This is a genomic window from Pseudoalteromonas sp. AWH4_217 (genome assembly GCF_056161105.1).
Map to the genome: position 1 here is coordinate 12,389 of NZ_JBSWYM010000013.1, position 18,170 is coordinate 30,558.

General features: G+C 48.9%; 14 protein-coding genes and 1 tRNA gene. 6 read left to right on the plus strand and 9 right to left on the minus strand.

The features are described 5' to 3' along the window. Position 1 precedes the first annotated feature (1 nt). Together ACXAH1_RS16435 and ACXAH1_RS16440 are read right to left on the minus strand one after the other, a co-directional pair. Complete coding sequence (locus ACXAH1_RS16435) at positions 2-2,815, minus strand: EAL domain-containing protein (protein ID WP_475198135.1); 2,814 nt, start codon at positions 2,813-2,815, stop codon at positions 2-4. Beyond that, positions 2,812-3,744 carry a cytochrome-c peroxidase gene (locus ACXAH1_RS16440; protein WP_475198285.1) on the minus strand — a complete coding sequence of 311 codons (933 nt, stop codon included), beginning with the start codon at positions 3,742-3,744 and terminating at the stop codon, positions 2,812-2,814. The genes ACXAH1_RS16435 and ACXAH1_RS16440 overlap by 4 nt, the downstream gene beginning before the upstream one ends. Before the next feature lie 238 nt (positions 3,745-3,982). Between ACXAH1_RS16440 and ACXAH1_RS16445 the strand changes: the two genes are divergently transcribed. Then, positions 3,983-6,376, plus strand: a complete 2,394-nt coding sequence (locus ACXAH1_RS16445) for an ATP-binding protein (protein ID WP_475198137.1) — start codon at positions 3,983-3,985, stop codon at positions 6,374-6,376. Here the strand turns inward: ACXAH1_RS16445 and ACXAH1_RS16450 are convergent. The 3 genes from ACXAH1_RS16450 to ACXAH1_RS16460 form a co-directional block, all read right to left on the minus strand. After that, positions 6,356-6,670 carry a cupin domain-containing protein gene (locus tag ACXAH1_RS16450; protein ID WP_475198138.1) on the minus strand — a complete coding sequence of 105 codons (315 nt, stop codon included), beginning with the start codon at positions 6,668-6,670 and terminating at the stop codon, positions 6,356-6,358. The genes ACXAH1_RS16445 and ACXAH1_RS16450 overlap by 21 nt on opposite strands. 118 nt (positions 6,671-6,788) lie before the next feature. Next, positions 6,789-6,864, minus strand: a tRNA-Ala gene (locus tag ACXAH1_RS16455). Positions 6,865-7,020: 156 nt separating this feature from the next. After that, positions 7,021-7,545 carry an NADPH-dependent FMN reductase gene (locus ACXAH1_RS16460; RefSeq protein ID WP_475198140.1) on the minus strand — a complete coding sequence of 175 codons (525 nt, stop codon included), beginning with the start codon at positions 7,543-7,545 and terminating at the stop codon, positions 7,021-7,023. Between the two features lie 114 nt (positions 7,546-7,659). On the opposite strand from ACXAH1_RS16460, the gene ACXAH1_RS16465 reads away from it, so the two are divergent. The 5 genes from ACXAH1_RS16465 (at position 7,660) to ACXAH1_RS16485 (ending at position 13,002) form a co-directional block, all read left to right on the plus strand. Next, positions 7,660-8,565, plus strand: coding sequence for a LysR family transcriptional regulator (locus ACXAH1_RS16465; protein ID WP_475198143.1), 906 nt, complete (start codon positions 7,660-7,662; stop codon positions 8,563-8,565). A gap of 212 nt (positions 8,566-8,777) precedes the next feature. Beyond that, entirely contained in the window at positions 8,778-10,298 is a 1,521-nt protein-coding gene (locus tag ACXAH1_RS16470; protein WP_475198145.1) for a YHYH protein, read from the plus strand. Between the two features lie 15 nt (positions 10,299-10,313). Further along, positions 10,314-10,817 carry a hypothetical protein gene (locus tag ACXAH1_RS16475; protein WP_475198146.1) on the plus strand — a complete coding sequence of 168 codons (504 nt, stop codon included), beginning with the start codon at positions 10,314-10,316 and terminating at the stop codon, positions 10,815-10,817. A gap of 62 nt (positions 10,818-10,879) precedes the next feature. Next, positions 10,880-12,322 (plus strand): ATP-binding protein, encoded by a 1,443-nt coding sequence (locus tag ACXAH1_RS16480; RefSeq protein WP_475198148.1) that lies wholly within the window; start codon positions 10,880-10,882, stop codon positions 12,320-12,322. Next, entirely contained in the window at positions 12,319-13,002 is a 684-nt protein-coding gene (locus ACXAH1_RS16485) for a response regulator (protein ID WP_475198149.1), read from the plus strand. The genes ACXAH1_RS16480 and ACXAH1_RS16485 overlap by 4 nt, the downstream gene beginning before the upstream one ends. Here the strand turns inward: ACXAH1_RS16485 and ACXAH1_RS16490 are convergent. The 4 genes from ACXAH1_RS16490 to ACXAH1_RS16505 form a co-directional block, all read right to left on the minus strand. Beyond that, on the minus strand, positions 12,999-14,021 hold the full coding sequence (locus ACXAH1_RS16490) for a tetratricopeptide repeat protein (protein ID WP_475198150.1): 1,023 nt from the start codon (positions 14,019-14,021) through the stop codon (positions 12,999-13,001). The genes ACXAH1_RS16485 and ACXAH1_RS16490 overlap by 4 nt on opposite strands. Positions 14,022-14,086: 65 nt before the next feature. Further along, positions 14,087-15,301: a hypothetical protein gene (locus tag ACXAH1_RS16495; RefSeq protein WP_475198152.1), complete on the minus strand. Its 1,215-nt coding sequence runs from the start codon at positions 15,299-15,301 to the stop codon at positions 14,087-14,089. A 59-nt stretch (positions 15,302-15,360) separates the two neighbouring features. Beyond that, entirely contained in the window at positions 15,361-16,992 is a 1,632-nt protein-coding gene (locus ACXAH1_RS16500; protein ID WP_475198153.1) for a trypsin-like serine protease, read from the minus strand. 345 nt (positions 16,993-17,337) lie between these two features. Then, positions 17,338-18,099: a substrate-binding periplasmic protein gene (locus ACXAH1_RS16505; RefSeq protein ID WP_475198154.1), complete on the minus strand. Its 762-nt coding sequence runs from the start codon at positions 18,097-18,099 to the stop codon at positions 17,338-17,340. Between the last annotated feature and the right edge of the window lie 71 nt (positions 18,100-18,170).

Consider the following 18,170-nt stretch of genomic DNA (forward strand, 5'->3'; position numbering starts at 1 on the left):
GCTAGGCGAGATTTTTAGTCTGATCCTGGCAAAACTCTCCGCACCACAGCTGCAACTCCATCAGTGACATCGGTTTTGCATATACATAACCCTGTACCAGATCGCAATCCATCTCTTTGAGGCCCTCCAGTTGTGCAACGTGCTCCACTCCTTCTGCAATCACAGATAACCCCAGACTGGCGGCCATCGACAAGATTGCACGCACCAAATTTTGCGAATCCGGCGCGTGTGCAAACTCATGGATAAAGCTCTTATCGATCTTGATAGTGTTGATCGGAAAGCGGCGTAAATAACTCAGCGAGGAGTAGCCCGTACCAAAGTCATCGATAGACAGCTGTGCGCCAGTAGCCCTGAGCCCCTCTAGCCAGGCCAGAATAGCTTCATCGTCATCCAGCAAAATACTTTCTGTGATCTCAAGCGCGAGATTGCCGGGTGCAAACCCGGTCTGGCGCAAAATATGGCGTAATGTAGTCGCGTTAAAACCCAGCCGGTACTGCTGGCTGGATATGTTTGCCGACAAACAGCAATTGAGATTGAGTGAACGATTCAACCTCTCAATGTCTGAGGTAGCCTGGGTCAGCATCCACTCACCCAGCTCAGAGATCAAGCCGCTTTCTTCAGCAACCGGAATAAACTCATCAGGGGTTATGTACTGCCCCTCATGGCGCCAACGCGTCAGTGCCTCGAATCCATAGAGCTGACCCGACTTAAGCTCGATAATTGGCTGGTAAAATACCGCCAGCTCATTATTAGCAATGGCCTTGCGAAGCAGCTGCTCAAGCTCTACACGACGGTTAACCTGTTGCTGCATAGAAGGTGCGAAATAGTGATACTGATTACGACCACTTTCTTTGGCTTTGTACATCGCCAAATCTGCGCGGCGCAGTATCTCCTGCTGCTCGCGCGCATCATCTGGCATAATGGCAATGCCGATACTGGCGCCACTGATCACCTCAAACCCGTTAATAGTAAATGGCTGTGCTAATGATGTGAGAATTTTCTCGGCCACTTTTGCTGCGTCCTCAACATCGCTGATCTGACTGAGCAACAGCACAAACTCATCGCCACCAAAGCGTGCCAGTGTGTCCGTACGACGTACCAGATGATTAAGCCGGTTGGCAACTTCGAGCAGCAAATTATCACCCGCGTCATGCCCCATTGCATCGTTAATGCGTTTAAAGCGGTCCAGGTCAATAAACAGTAACGCACTCAGATGTGGCTGTCGTTCAATTTGTTTCAGGTCCTGAGAGATCCTGTCCAGTAATAAGCGTCGATTTGGCAGCCCAGTCAATGCATCATACATGGCCTGATAGGCAATTTTAGCTTCCTGCTCTTTGCGTTCTGTCATGTCAGACAACACAGCAATATACTGCTGCACCTGACCCTGTTCGTCCTGAACAGCACTGATCGCAAGCCATTCCGGGTAAATGGTACCGTCTTTTCGGCGATTCCAAATCTCAGCGGCCCACTCTCCTTTGGTTTCGAGCGTCTGCCACATATGCTCGTAAAACCGTGTATCGTGACGACCTGAACTGAGCAAGTTTGGCTTTTTCCCAAGTACTTCGTGCTCCTGATACCCCGTGATGCGGGTAAAAGCCGGGTTCACCGCTGTGATTTCAAGGTCGGCATTGGTTGTCATGATCCCTTCCTGCGTTGCCTGATACACAGCTGCGGCGGTTTTCAGTTCTGCCTCTACTTCTTTAAACTCGGTGACATCAACGCTTATGTATACATACCCACCTTCTGCCGTTCGGGCATGACGGATTTGCAGCCAGCGCCCCTGTGCGGTTTTTTGCAAGCGCTGCGGCGTCTCGCTCTGCTCATGAACAAAGTCGGATTTTCGCAAATGCCAGTCATCCAGAGTTTGCGGAAACTGCGCTTTTGATAACACGCCATAATGTCGCAACCAGCATTGATTGGTCAGAGTCAGTGTGCCTTCGCTGTCGTACAGCGCAAACCCTTCTTGCAATCGTTCAATGGCATCGTGAAGTAACTGGCTTGCTTGCAGCGCGTGATTTTTTGCTTTATTGAGCCGCTGTAAAATAAACAACAGCATCAATAAAAGCACCACCGCCAGGCCAAACAATTGCTCACTCAATGTGCCTGTTTGCTGCAACTGCATAGCGTGCAGATCCATTTGGGCCCGATACAGGCTGGCAAACGCAGCTTTACTGTCGATAGCAAGATACTGTTGGCGAGTTTTGTGCACCTGACGGTAATAGTGCACGGCAACCTGGATATGATTGACGAATCGGCGGCTCAGTAACGCAAAACTCTCATTGTTGTCAGTTGCCTGGGCCAGCATCCGGATCCGGGTATCCAGTAATACCTCGTCAAGTGGCTGACCAGAAGTAACCAGGCTGGCCAATATGGTACTGGCAAGTAACGCCTGAGGATGCTGTATCGTAATCATTTCATCTAATACCAGAGGCAGGTAGGTCAACCCGTTTCGCATACCGACTGCTTGTGTTTTTAGCTGCTCCATCAGGGCCATTTTATGGCTCAACAACTTCAGATACGCCTGATATTCGACGCCAACCTGGCCACTTTGCTGCCTGTCGGTCAGTTGACGCAAGGTTTTGTCCAGTTGCTGCAACTCATCAAACTGACGCAAACTGCCGACACTTAGTGCCAGCGCGAACTTATCCAGTTTGGCATCAATAGATTTGGCATCAAACAGCAGTGATACCTGCTCATGTTGCCGCTCACCAGTGGTAACGTGGGCGCGGAAAAAATACACCATCAAGGCCGTGAGCACGCACATCAGTAAGCATTGGCCAATAACGGGGAGGTTGAATTTTACTTTCTGCTTCATTGATCCATTTCCTGGTGATGTCCGACCAAACTTTCCAGAAATGCGGCTATTGCTGCCAACTCGGCTTCGCTGAGCGAACGCCCGAGTTGATAACGTGCCATGGTATTAATCGCCCCGGTCAGGCTTTGCTCACTGCCATCATGGAAAAAATACGTTTGTCTGGCGGCCATTCTGAGACCAGGCACTTTAAAGGTAAACTTGTCCTCTTCGCGACCCGTGACGTTGTATCGACCATAATCAGCGGGCTCAATGGCCGTCCCACGATCGCCAAAGTAATCACCAAAAGTGCCCATTTTCGCGAACATATTGCCCCCGACATTTTTCCCCTGATGACAATTGATACAGCCATAATATTTGAACAGACGATATCCCTCTTGTGCTTGTTCAGACAAAGTGGCTTTACCTTGCAGCCATAAATCAAACGGGGCATTTAAAGTGATGAGGCTGCGCTCGTAATGGGCGATGGCGTCACTGATTGAATCGCTCGACAGCCCTGCCCGATATACCTGAGTAAATGCAGCTCTGAACGCTTGATCCTGATTGAGTGTTGCGATTAACTCAGGCCAGGTGGTTGCAAACTCTTTGGGATTTTCTACTGGCAGTGTGACCTGCGCTTTTAAATCAATGGCTTTGCCATCCCATGCCTGACGAATATTGAACACCGAGTTGTATACTGTAGGCGCACGAACCTCTCCCAGTCGCCCGAATGCCCCCTTAGAACGGGCTGAGTTGTCAGCCCCGTGGCTCGATAGCTGATGACAAGAAGCACAGCTGATATCGTTCGTACGTGACAGACGGGTATCAAAAAACAACTGTCTGCCAAGTGCAACTTTGCGCGCATCGGTGGCGACACTTTGCAAAGGTAATATCGGCTCAGCGACCACACAGGCCGAGCCAATAGCAAGTACCCAAATCAAAGACCTCAACATCACGCTTTAGTACCACTCTTAGTAACTAAACACCTTGCTAAGGTAGCACTTATTAACGATACCTGACTTGATATGGAATAAAGAAACCGTGATCTCAGTCGCAGCTAATACAGGCTTGTATGCACCCGTAAAAAGTCCACCGAGACCAAACAGGCACAACAATAAAATTCCGACAACGGGAGGTGCAACGCCAAATTTTGTCTAAACTTGTGAGATAAGAAGCTTTTTAATCAACCCTATGCAATTAAAAACGCGCCTGACAGTCATACTGGGTTTAACCGCACTGGCTCCTATGCTGGTGATCTTTTCGCTGGCTATGTTACACAGTACCGAGCAGGCAAAGCGTCTGAGCATTTCCGCTGCCCAGGCTAAAGTCTACAACGCAGCCGCGATTTTCGACCGCTATTTTGCTAAACGCAAGAGCGAGGTTTCTGCGCTGGCGCGCCAGCCCACCTTAAAAACCATGGACTTCACTCAGATAGCCCCCATTTTGGCAGGCGAAAAAACATTCCACCAGCAAACCTATGAAAAGTTCATTCTCGGGCGCCCCGACGGGAGCTTTCACAATACCGAGGGCGGCAACCCTTTTCAGAATATGCTCAGAACATTTGATGACACTTCACCGCAAGCCCGCAAGAGAACCATTACCCGTCGCGACTACTGGCAGGAAACCATTGGCCGCAACGTCAATCAAAGCGCTGAAATCTATGTTTCTGAACCCATGATCTCTTACACCACGGGAGTCAAGCAGATAGTGGTCGCCGCAACGATACTCGCAAACGACGGCAAAGTAGCGGGCCTGCTTGGTGGCAGCATTCCCTGGCGAGAAATAGATCGCCTGGTTCAGGAGGTATCACAGCAGGTTGTCCATCAGTTTTATGACAATGCACGTTTTATGCTGGTGTCTAAGGAAGGCATTTATATGTATCACTGGCTACCAGACAAAATAATCCAGCTAAAGCGTGAACAGGGAAAATTTGTCGTGAATGACATCGGCGAAAAGATTGCTATTCGTTTAAAGGTCACCGAAGAGGCTAACCCACAACTACGCGAGATTGGCCTGAAAATGATCGCAGGTTTTAATGGCTATGCCCAGTTAGATAAAACCGCCACTCAACCTAGGTCTTATATTTTTTATGCGCCGGTAAAGTCTGCAGGTTACAGTATCGCCCTGACCTTACCCGAGCATGTTGTGTTTGCACCTGTATATGCATTACGTCAGCAGCTGCTGATTATCCTTGGATTTGCGGTGGTCATTTCGTTGCTGGTTGTGTGGCGTTTTTCACACGGTATTTATCAGCCTATCGCTAAACTGACCAAAGCCGCACAAGCATTGACGCAGGGTAATTTTAGCGTGTCTTTGTCAACCCGTGGCAAAGATGAGATGGCTAAACTCAGCCTTGCATTCGCACAGATGCGCGACAAAGTGTATCAGCGAGAGTCGGAGCTGGAACATAGAGTCGAAGAGCGCACTCAGGCGCTGGAACTGGCCAAAATTGCCGCAGAAGAAGCCGCCAGCGCAAAAAGTCGTTTTCTGGCCAACATGAGTCACGAGATACGTACACCCATGAATGGTATTCTGGGCACCCTGCAGCTACTCAATCAACAAAACGACTTCAGTGAAGAGCAACAAACCCTCATCCGGGTTGCCAACGAATCAGGACTGAATCTGCTTACCCTGCTCAATGATATTCTCGATATTTCTAAACTCGATCAGGGTGAGGTATCACTGTACTTTGAACCGTTTGACTTGTATGCCGTTTTACATCACCTGGAACAATTGTTTAGCGAAAAAGTCATTGAAAAACGGCTGCGTTTTCAACTGGTTATTGGCGATACTGTGCCAAAAGAGGTCGTCAGCGACAAACATCGCCTACAACAAGTACTACTTAACTTACTGAACAATGCCATTAAGTTTACTCATGAAGGCTTTATTCGACTTGAAGTTCAGAATATCGGCAACATGGAACAAGTGATGCTCAGGTTTGCCGTCTCGGACAGTGGCATTGGGATTGCTGAGGATAAACTTCCCCATATATTTAATCCTTTTTATCAGGAAGACGAAAGTACAACCCGGCGCTATGGTGGCTCGGGTCTGGGCTTGTGTATCTGTCAACAGATCATTGAATTATGCGGGGGTCATCTCAATTGCCAGTCAGTACAGGGGGAAGGCAGCGAGTTTGACTTTAACTGGCCTGTAGCGCCCTGCTGCCTGATCTACTCTGAGGACAGCGACCAGGTGACATTTGGAGAGCTACATGGCCATATCCTGTTAGCTGAGGACAATGCGGTAAACCAGATTGTGACCAAGGCTATTTTGGAAAAGCTGGGGTTAAGTGTCACCATAGTCACCGATGGTGAGCAGGCTTTGCAACAGCTGGAAAAAGAGCACTATGATCTGGTTCTGATGGACATGCACATGCCCAATATGGACGGCATAGAAGCAACCAAAGCCATTCGCGGTATGCCTCAGCACATGCAGCTGACGATTATCGCGTTGACCGCCAATGTCCTTATCAAAGACATCGAAGCCTGTTTCGCTGCAGGGATGGACGATTACATCAGTAAACCCATTGCGCTGGAGCAACTCAAATCTGTGCTGGACAAATGGTTAGCGGTAAAAAATGGCTAACCAGACCGTTTCCTGCTCGGGATCGGTCCAGCTGACTTTATGCTTACAATGTGCGGGAATATTCAGATAGTCTCCGGCTGACAGGCGTGCCACCCGACCGTCCTCAAACGTCAGTTCACCTGTCCCTTGTAAAACCAGCACCCATTCGTGTTCATCCTGATCGTACCAGCCTTGCGGTGGCGAAGTATGCCCTTGAGAGACAATGCGCTCAATCCTGAGCTGGTCATGGGACAGTAACGTCTGAAATACTTCTTCGCTGAGATCAGCGGGAAGGTTAGATAGTAAGTTGTTCATTATTCACCCATTAATTGAATATCACACGAAAAGTTTCACGTATTGAGGATAAATACTAAAGCAGAGAATCAAAGTGTAAGCAAAAAATGAATGTGAGAAGAATAGTAGATAAGAGATTTGGTGGAGCTAGGCGGGATCGAACCGCCGACCTCTTGCATGCCATGCAAGCGCTCTCCCAGCTGAGCTATAGCCCCAAATCGACGACAAAGATACTAGAAGATTTTTCTACCTTTGAAAACCCCCAAAAGTCACTTTTTTATAGAAATGAATCCGTTAGGATAAAAATCGAACAGGCACATGTGCACCAATACACGTGCCTGCTGAAAATACCCGGTGTTACTGAGCGCCTTTTAGTGGAGCAATTTAAGTGCCGCTTCCAGCGCTTGTTTGATATCAGGGTTAGTCAGCTCAGCCGCTTCGAGGTCAAAGTTATCGAAGAAGCTTGGCACTGACAGGCTCGCTTTAACATCCGCAGCAAAATAAGGCGCAGAAGCCACCGCTGCTCCCAGCACACTTTGAGCACCACCAGGGCCCGGTGACGTTGCCATCATCAGCATTGGTGTATTCTGATATACCTTCATATCGATGCGAGAGGTCCAGTCAAACAGGTTCTTATAAGCGGCTGAATAGCTGCCATTGTGTTCAGCAAATGACACAATAATCGCATCCGCGGCTCCAATTTTTGCGTAAAAACGCTGCGCTTCGTCTGGAATGCCACCCTCAGTTTCACGCTCAATACTGTAAATCGGCATTTCATACTCATTCAGGTCAAGTACTTCTACCTCAGCATTGGGGATCAACGAAGCTGCATAGCTGGCTAATTGCTGGTTAATTGACTGACGGCTGTTACTGGCTGCAAATACTAAAACTTTCATGGTATTACCCTCTCAAAATATATCAAAAATGGTGTTTACTCAGGGTGATGACAACCAGTGTATATTAGGTTTTAATAATAATTAATAAGGTAAAAGTAAAGTCACCATTTCCAAATGAATAACAATCTATTTGAAGGCATTGAGATCTTTGCCGAGGTCGTCGAAAACAAAAGCTTTATTGCTACAGCCCAGAAGCTGGGGCACTCTCCGTCACATGTCAGCAAAGTGATTGCCAAGCTGGAAGAACGTCTGGGTGTGAGGTTGTTGAACAGAACCACACGAACACTGGCACTTACGCCGGAAGGGGAGTCGTATTACCAAAACTGTACCCAGCTGATCCAGGATGCTCAGGCAGCACAACAACGCCTGAATGTGACCGACGATATCCCAAGGGGCACCCTAAAGATCACCTGTCCGGTGGCTTTTAGTGCCGATTATTTACAACCGGTATTAGCTGAGTACCTGAACCGCTACCCAAATGTGTCACTGGAGTGGGACTTGGAAGACAAAGCCGTTGACGTCATTGCTGACGGCTACGACCTGGCTGTTCGGGCAACCCCGCAACTGGAAGAGTCCAGTCTGATCTGCAAACGCGTTTATCATTGCAAAACATACGTCGTTGCCAGCCCGCAATACCTCAATCGTTTCGGGGAGCCACATCATCCAAAGGAGCTGCAAAAGCATCATAGTATTTGCTACAGCAATCTCAAAACGCCGGACCGCTGGGAGTTTAAAGATAAGCAGGGCGGTATTTTTCATGTTGAAGTGCGACAGCGGATCTTGTGTAACAATGGTCATATGCAAACCGCGATGGCGCGCGACGGGATCGGTATTGCGCGTCTGCCCGCCTTTTATGTCGACACCTTACTGGCACAGCAGCAGCTGGTGCCCCTGTTCCCTGACTTCCCACAGCCAGACGTCAACGTCTATGTCGTTTATCCAAGCCGCCGTCACCTCTCTCCCAAAGTGCGACATTTTATCGACCTGTTATCGGCACATTTTGACAAAATACGCGCCTGATCTTGACGTTGTGCACAACAGATATTCGATGCTGTGCACACTGAAACCCTTTTAGTAAACCACACAGTTTCCACACAGTTGCACCAGACACAGGCGAAAAACTCTCTAAGTCACTAATTAATATAAGTTAATAGATTTAGACCTTGGCTATTTTATCCCCACAATTGCTGTCTAGACTGAATACTAAGACAACAGCGGCTTTCGAGGTCTACATGAAACAACTACTTTTAATTACGCTTTGTACAGTACTGTGTGCCTGTGGCTCAGGATCCGACTCTGCCACCACAGATCAGAGCAATGTCACATCGGATACAGGCAATACTGCTCAGGACGCTGCAAATGATGGCTCAGGGAACACCAGTGACAACTCTGACAATAGCAATCAGGATTCATCTCAATCATCCACATTTGTCCTGAGTAGCTCAGCATTTATTCACCAGGCAGCCTTACCTGTCAACTATACTTGTGATGGCGACAATTTATCTCCCCCACTGAGCTGGCAAGGCGCGCCAGCGGCAACTCAGGAATTTGCCCTCAGTATGGAAACCAGTACGCAAACGCTACACTGGTTGGTTTATCATATAGATAACGATGTGCAGGCGTTTACCACGGGAGACTCGTCCGGTGTACTTGGCAACAACAGTGTCAATGGTGAGCAAACCTATGCGCCCCCCTGCCCTGACAACCCAGGCACACACTACTACACATTTACGCTCTACGCGTTGTCTGAGCGCCCCTCGCTTGATCAGAGTGCAGTCGTGGACAGAGCCGCTTTTATGGCTGCAATCAACACACTTACTCTCGACAGTACTAGGTTAACTGTCAGTGTAAACCGCTTTCCAGATGTCGCGCTCAGTGCCTGTGAGCAAGTGCAGCAGTCTGTGAGCAATGCAGGGTTCAGTGATGTCGCCGTTACTTGCGATAGTGACTATGCATACGTCACATCCGACACATATCCAGACCACGACCTGATGAATGGAATAACAGGAACCAATGAACAAATCCCGGTACCGGCCCCCGGTTACGCTGCCCCGATCCGGCTCGACCGACAACTCAGTAACGCCCCGACAACCATAGACGCTGCACTGGGTGTCGCCGTCAATGGTGTGCCTATCTATGATTATTCTGCCCAGGGAGAGTTAGATCTTTACCAGTATGATCCCGCAGTTGATACCAAGGCCCTGGGTCAGCTTGATAATTGCGGAGGCCATGCCGGTCGCGGAGATGATTATCACTACCATGCAGCACCAACCTGTATGATAGCTGCCATGACCAACCAGGGAGATGACGCAATCCTTGGCTGGGGCTATGATGGCTACCCCTTGTACGGCAATAATAACCCAGACGGCAGCGTCATTGCCTCTGGCACATTGGATCTATGTAACGGCCAGTCCGATAGTGAATATGGCTATCGATATCACACTTCAGAACAGGCTCCCTATGTCTTTCAGTGTTTAATGGGAGAAGTAAATACACAAATCCTGCCACGCGTGGCCCCTCTGACAGGCGACAATCCACAGATGCGTGCCAACCTGACTCCGCCTCAGGGCGGTGTAAGCAACCTGACACATACCATTTTGTCAGATGGCACACGCAGTATGACGTATACCCATCAGGGCACGCAATATTATGTCAACTACACGCCAATAACAGGTCAGGATAACTGCTATCAATTTGAGCAGAAAACAGTCAGCAATGGTGGCCTTGTTGAAACCGGTACTTTCTGCAGATAAGCAAGGAGGAATGATATGAAATATCTGATAAGTATCTTGTTGATCAGTGTCTTACTCAACTTAAGCGAGGCTAAAGCGCATGTATTAGAGAATAATAAAGCCAGGCTGACCCTGCGTGACGGTCAGGCCGAGCTACGTTTACAGGTCAATATGCAGCACTGGCAGCACACGCTGCAAAACCCGCAAGCCTGGTTGTTAGGAGACACCACCGCCGTCATGCTTCCCAACCAGAGCTCTCAGGAGGTACAAAGCTTTATTACTCATCTGCTTGAAACCATGACAAAACTGCACCTCAATAACACCATGGTTGCCTTGCAATTGAAAAGCTTGCACACTTCGAAGCATCATCCTGAACAGGCGGAGTTGATCCTGCTCGGAGAACACACTCACGCAGGGCAAACGATTGAACAGGTCAGTCTGACATTACCGCCGTCACTGGGGCCCGTACACCTCAGTGTGACGCGGCCACAATATCGCATGCTGAACGCAGGAAAAACGGCTCATATTTCTTTCAAATAGAGAAGTATGGGTGTTGGACGGGTACACTCTCTTTTTCATGACAACGGGCACAGGAGCCACTTTTGAATCTATTTGCCAAACTGTTTCTGGCCATTGTGCTCACCAATATGGCAATCATTGCGATCCAGCTTGGGCTTACTGCAGGCAGCCTGACCAGTGACTTTGCAACCTTAGTGCAGCACAGTGAGCAAAGTCATGTAGAACAAACCCGCTCGCGCTTGCTGGCATTTTATCAAAGGGAGGGCAGCTGGCAAAAGTTACGACATAACCGGCGCTTGTGGCAGCAATTGATGCAACCACAACCTGGCCAACACGGCCGTCCTGTCGGCCGGGATAGCGCGTTTAACTCACAGCAGCACAGCGAGCGTCGCTACTTTGATACTGGCAAACGGATCAGCCTGTACGACAGCAACAAGCAACGTATAGAGGGTAAACCCAGATTACAAAGCAATCGTTATCAACAAGCTCTGGAACTTGACGGTGAACTCATTGGCTGGCTTGGCTGGGATCCCGCGCGAGTGCGCGACCCTGGCGAAACAAGACAAACCAGCAATGACGCCTTTATCAGCCAGCAACTGACCAATTACCTGTGGATCGCACTGTCAGCCTTGTTGTTAGCATTACTGATGGCCTGGGTGATATCCAAACTGCTGAGCAAACCCATTGGCAGACTAATGCAGTGCACGGACAAACTCATGCAAGGGGATTACAGCAGCCGTGTTGGCCACAGTGGGCGTGATGAACTTGGTGTTCTGGCCGGGCGCGTTGACCAACTGGCACAAATCCTGGAAGACAACGCAAAAAATCGCCGACAATGGATGTCGGACACCTCCCATGAACTGCGCACCCCCCTGACCGTACTCAAGACCCAGCTTACTGCCATTGAAGATGGCGTATTTACCATGGATGCCAGTAAAACAGCCTTACTGCTCAGCGAAGTCGACAACCTCAGCCGACTGGTGGACGACCTGTATCAGTTGACCAGTGCAGATGTAGGCAACTATCGCTACACCATGACAGAAGTTGACCCGTTGCCACTTCTTATGCAACTTATTCAGGGGTTTGAAAGTAAATTTGCCGAACGTTCAATCACTTTGGATTTAACCGCACTGACTCATGCTCTGACCCTGACACCACAATGTATTGTTGCCGATAAAGCGCGCCTGCATCAGCTGTTCAGTAATCTGATTGAGAACGCCAGGCGTTACACTGATGAAGGTGGTCAGCTCAGGGTCGTCATTGCACACGAGAGCAGGCGGGTGATCATTCGCATCGAAGATTCAGCGCCAGGTGTCACGGACGACGAAAAAGTCCGGTTATTTGAACGCTTTTACAGAGTCGAGCCTTCACGAAGCCGCAGTTATGGCGGCAGCGGACTTGGACTTTCCCTGTGCAAAACCATAGTCGAGGCCCATCAGGGCACCATCACCTTGACAGATTCCTCACTCGGTGGATTGTGTGTCACTGTCTGTCTCCCATATCGCCAACAAGAGAACGCAAAATGACCAAACAACAACTACTTATTGTCGAGGATGAGGCCAATATTGCAGAAGTACTCATTGCTTATGCCCGGGCAGCGGGATATAGCACCACACATATGGTGCGTGGCGATGAGGTAGTTGATTATCTGCAAAGCAACCGGGTCGATTTAATCCTCTTAGACCTCATGCTACCGGGTGAAGATGGGCTCAGTATCTGTCGACGGATCCGCCAGTTCAGCGATGTACCCATGATCATGATCACGGCCAAAAAAGATGAAATAGACCGCCTGCTTGGACTCGAACTCGGTGCCGACGACTACATTTGCAAGCCTTTTAGTCCTCGCGAGGTGATGGCCAGAGTTAAAACCGTTCTGCGTCGCTTTACGCCCAGTCATAGCGACGAGCTGAAAGTCGGTGGTTTTATTGTCAGCCAGGCCCAGTTTACCGCCAGCTACCAGACACAACCGCTGGACCTCACGCCCAGTGAATTTAAATTGCTGACCATACTGCTTAGTCATCCACAGCAAGTCTTTTCCCGCGCTCAGCTCATTGAGCAGATTTACCCCGATGGGGATGACATTATCGATCGCAATATCGATACCCATGTAAAAAACATACGAAAGAAGCTCAGCCTTGTCGCACCTGATAAAAATCTCATTGAGTCGGTTTACGGCGTGGGTTACAAATACGCTCCTGAGCACTAACTGGCTTTTGGCCAGTCACAGGCTTTGACTACGTTGTACCAGCTGCGTTCGAACTGTCTGACTACCACAGGTTTTGGTAGCAGAACATCAACGCCCAGCGGTTTTGCAAGGTGCTGAAATACCAGCCTTCGAATATTATCATCCTGCAGCTGCGTATATGCCAGTTTGAGACTGGCTTTGGTCTGCTCACTGACGGGATAACCTTCCAGTTGCATAAACCGAGCATTGACCCATAGTAACATTGCTTGTTTGGTCTCATTGGGGAAAGACTCGGTCAGCCTGGACGTAGGTCCGTACAGGCGCTGATAGTTCAATAATTGTTCCTGAATAATAAAGGCGAACAGTAAATTGACCCCCGCTGAGATCTGCCCGGAGCGCTTATCTATCTCCTGATAACTGGCCAGTGCTTTTCGAAACTGGCGCTCTGCCTCTGCCACGTTGCCGAGTTCCAGCGCGATAATCCCCAAATTATTGGCGATGATGCCATTTTTAGTGGTGATACCCGCCTTATCGGCAATACTGTTTGCTCTTCCATACAAACGCCGAGCTTTGTCATAATCACCCAGTTGACGCGACACCAGGGCCAGACTGTTTGTCAGGATCAGCCTTTGTTGCTCTGACTGCGCATGTTTGTAGGCACACTCCAGACTGAGCCTGGCATCATTCAGATAATCATGACGACGCAACCAGATCCCCAGCGCACTCATGGCGGTAGGTAGTTTTTCGATAAAGTAAGGGTGGGTGTGATGCGTAAAAATGGCCTCCAACGAATATTCCATCATTTTCATTTGATGGGTGGGTACGGCAGCCCGTAAGCGGATCAGGTGCCAGCGTAAAAACAAAGACGTGGGCAGGCCTTCAACTTGGTCAACCTGCGCCAATAATGAAAGAGTCGTGGCGGGGTCAACAGTCAGGTAGTCTTCTGCTTCTTGCAGTTTGTCTATGATCTGTGACGGTGTCGCAGCCCATATAGTCAGCGGTATCAGCATTATCCACAGCCCTATAATTGCTTTCAACATCCTCAGATCCGCGATTACCTACCTCCTGAAACTATAGATTGCGCGGCAACATTGTTCAAAGTCACTCATTGGTGTTCGAAGTAAATACGATACGTGGTCGACCAAATAGGGTAATCCACCTCCATCAAGTAGCAGCTATAGTTGGCAGGGTCCAGCTCAGCGTATCGGAACAAATAATCGAGCTTTTGCTGCTGCGCACTGTCTCCATGCAAAGCCTGAACACCAGCTGCTAAATCAATTAAACGCAGCTCCGGAAATTCAGGTAATCGCTCTGTCCACATATCTTCGACACTGAGCTTTCCTTCCTCTACTTTTTGATTACCGTGATAACACCCTACATTGACACAGCTGTGACGGTCTAACTGCTTCTCGATCAAAACCAGTAACCGCAATTTTTTGGCCGGGTTTTTAATTGAAATACTGGTGGAACTGCATTTACTGGCGTGACTCAAAGGGTCAACCAGCTCATCGGGATTATTGAAAATAAACGTTGCATCAAAGTGTTCATAACCTGGAATAGGATCAAACACCAACCCGCTATTTCCGGGGGAATAGCTGGCAAATGCGTTCAGTAAGCCCGGGGTCGATAACTCTTGTGCTATACCAATGCTAAATTGCTTGGATTCGACCCGACTACGCTTATCAATGTTCAGTGGCGCGATGAAGTCATCACTGTGAGGGTGAGTGTAAAACTGTACAAAAGGCGCTGCGCCGGTTTCTCGCGTCACTTGCGACTTGCTGATCATAGCCACTTCTTGCAAGAACCCTTCCCGGCCTCGCCCACGGGTTAACACATAAGCGCAAAAGATTTCATCCATACTCATACCCAGCAAAGACTTGGCTGCATAGTAGAGTTGGGCACGCTTATCCTGACCTGACACATTGCCATTCGGTGTTTTCACTTTGTTCTCTTCATCATCTGCCAGTAAGCGTTTTAACTCGGCATGACTTCTGGCGTACTGAGGCATGGTTGCGGCAAAACGTTGGCTGACCTGACACCACTGGGCTGCCAGGTTATCCGGAATATGGCCTTGCAGCTGACTACCCAGTGCGTTTAAAGCCTGTAGACCGGGTAAATGGTAAAGAACTTGTTCACCAGATTTGGCTTTGTTGGCATTAAATAATCGCTGGCTGGTTGAACGGTGACACCCTATGTGGCGGGCAAAACCACCAATGGTCTGTGCTTGTGGGGGTAATGCCCGCATGATAGCGGTGAGCACTTTTTTAACGCGCTCACCCAATCTGCGTAGTTCACTGTGTGCCTGGTTATTCAGTCCCATGGTCTTCTAACTTTACGTCTCATTGTTGATAGATTACCTAGGACTGAGCAAAAAAGCGACTAGTTACAGTTGCCTACAGACTTCCATGGGCCCCAGGGACCAGACTGAGCCGGATCTTCACCCTGCACCCACCACTGCGCTTCGTACACTACACCACTTTTGGCAACCCGGTCACCCGTGTTGTAAATCGTGCTCGCATTCCAGGCAGGCAGACCCTGACAGTTATCATCCCCACCAACAACCACTTCTTTAGCCAGGGTGCTGCTTTGGCCCTGATCATCGGTTACAGTCAAACGAATGGTATAGCGCCCTGCTGCGCCATAAGTATGAGTCACAGAAGGCTGAGAGGCACTCTGACCATCTCCAAATTGCCACTGGCTTGACACTATCTGGCCGTTGTCAGTGCTGGTATTGGTCAGGGTAACTGTCAGACCTGACTGAGCCACAGTAAAGCCAGCCACAGGAGCAGGATCGCCTGACCCGTTGCAGTTATCTAACTTCTTCCAGACATTAGGATACAAATCTGGCTGTGCACCCGCAGACCACCAGATAGCCTCGTAGATGCTACCCTGATAAGATACCTTGTCGCCTAATGCGTATGACACTGAACGGTTCCATGCTTCAACATCACATACCGGTGGCTCACCAACAGAGACGACTTTCGATACGCTGGACGTTTGCTGTGCAGTATCAGTCACTGTTAGAGTCACATTGTAATCACCATCGGCCGCATAGGTATGGCTTGGGTTAGCAGCGCTGGAACGGTTACCGTCGCCGAAGTTCCAGTCATACGCCGTGATCCCCTTGTCATCGGTTGCGCGGTTGGCAAAGCTAACCGTCATACCTGATACCGATGAGCTGAAATCAGCAACCGGTTTGGCATCTGTCGGGTTATCCGGTGTAAGACCAGTTTTTTGCTCGATCCAGTTGAGATAGCTGGTTGTTCTGGTGAATGCGGTTGCACCTGAACAGGCTATGCCCCAGCTGACAGTACCGATACTGTAGAAATCGTTCCCGACACGCACGGCATAAGGGCCACCACTGTCGCCATTACACGCTGAACGACCGCCCTCACCCCCACCACAAATGACTGAGCCCGGGATATTAAAGTTCAGCTGGCTGCTACAACTGGCATTGGAGATCACTGGTAGCTGTGCTTCACGAAGTACATCGCTCGGACGGCCGCGGTTAGAGGTCAGCCCCCAACCAGAAACCGTTGGATAATCACCAATACCAGCATACTGATCGGCAATGGACTGGGTGGGAAGCTTAGCTGGGGTATACTTGCTTGCCGCCGGAGTGGCCAGGCGTAATACAGCAATATCATAGCCTGAGCGTATCCCGTTCGCACCGCGCCAATTCTCATGCATGATAATCTGAGATACTCTCAGTGTATCGCCATCTCCACGACTGATTGAATGGGCACCAACACGTACTGTCAGGCTAGCCGTAGAAGCATTATCTAAACAGTGTGCAGCAGTAAGTACCCAGTTTTCACTCAGCAAGGTACCACCACAGCCCTGACGTCCATTCATTAACAAAGCAACCTGATATGGTCTTGAATAAGCAGGAGTTTCAATTCCACCAACGACAGATGGGGTAATATCAGGCAGGCCTGACTGTTGCGTATTTGCAGAGACATAGCCAGCTGACAGTGACATGACTGCAGCGGCCAAAATTGTAATTTTCATGTTGTATCCTTGTAAGGTTGTTGCTCAAAAAGCAATCTAGAAATAATCTGAGATACACATAAAAATCAATAATCATGGTGAAAAAAACAACTGGCAAGACCAGTGAGAAATTTAGTTTCTCGCTGATCATTAGTTTGTATTTTAAACACTTAAATGTAACAAAAATTTTACAGTGTTGCGTAGAATTGATTGCACTATAATTTCATCAAAATGACGACCAACACTTTTGGAACGTTTTAATTTACAATGACTTAAGTGCATGTTCTCTGAGACAAGAATCGCTTAGAAGCAGCGTGAAAATGCCAGCCAGACAAGGGGGCTTAGTGCTAGATGGGTAGGCGCAAATCAAAGCGGGAGCATGGTGATGCCATATTTGTGGTAAATCTGAGTTATCTCACCTTGTTCCAGCATGTGTCTTAATGCCTGGTCTATTTCTCGTTTTAATTCTGCTCTTTTTGGTTGAATGCGCATAGACACAGGTAACTTACTTATTTCATAGACTTCCTTAAAACCTCTGTACGCAGGATAGTTTGCAATGTAGTAAGCCGCAGTGACATCACCGATCATGATATAATCAAGGCGGGTATGTGCCAGCTGAACTAACAATTCTCTTTCCGAAATATTGTCGTACACTGCAATTTTCCCGGGGCCAAAATGTCGCTCAAATGGTCCGTAGCGATAACCTCTCACACGTCCCATGACCTTGCCATAAAATGACTCGGGTTGCTGTGCAGAATTCGCCTCCTTACGCCCCAACACAACCTCGCGGGAGAAGGCGTAGTCGATACTGTAAATACCGGGCACTCTAGAGCTTTGACGCCAGCTAGGATTCACACCTGGCTCAATATCAATTTCACCAGACTCAAAAGATTTATGTCCCCGGGCAACGGATAGCAGAACAAACTCAAACTCGTGGCCGGTTAACTCGCCAATTCGATCAAAAATATCCTTGAAGATCCCGGCCTGCTCTCCCTTTTCAAGATAATTATAAGGTGGGTTGGCACCATGATAGACCAGAACAGAGAAACGCTCGGCCTGAACACTTGCCGACAATAAGGCCAACATCAGTAGCCAATAGTGCACCGCGTTTTGGGTTACTGCACGCATTGGAACGTGCTCAAGCGAAGCAAACCCGAAGGTTTCGAAATATAAGCATGACAATAGGCACTTAATTTTGC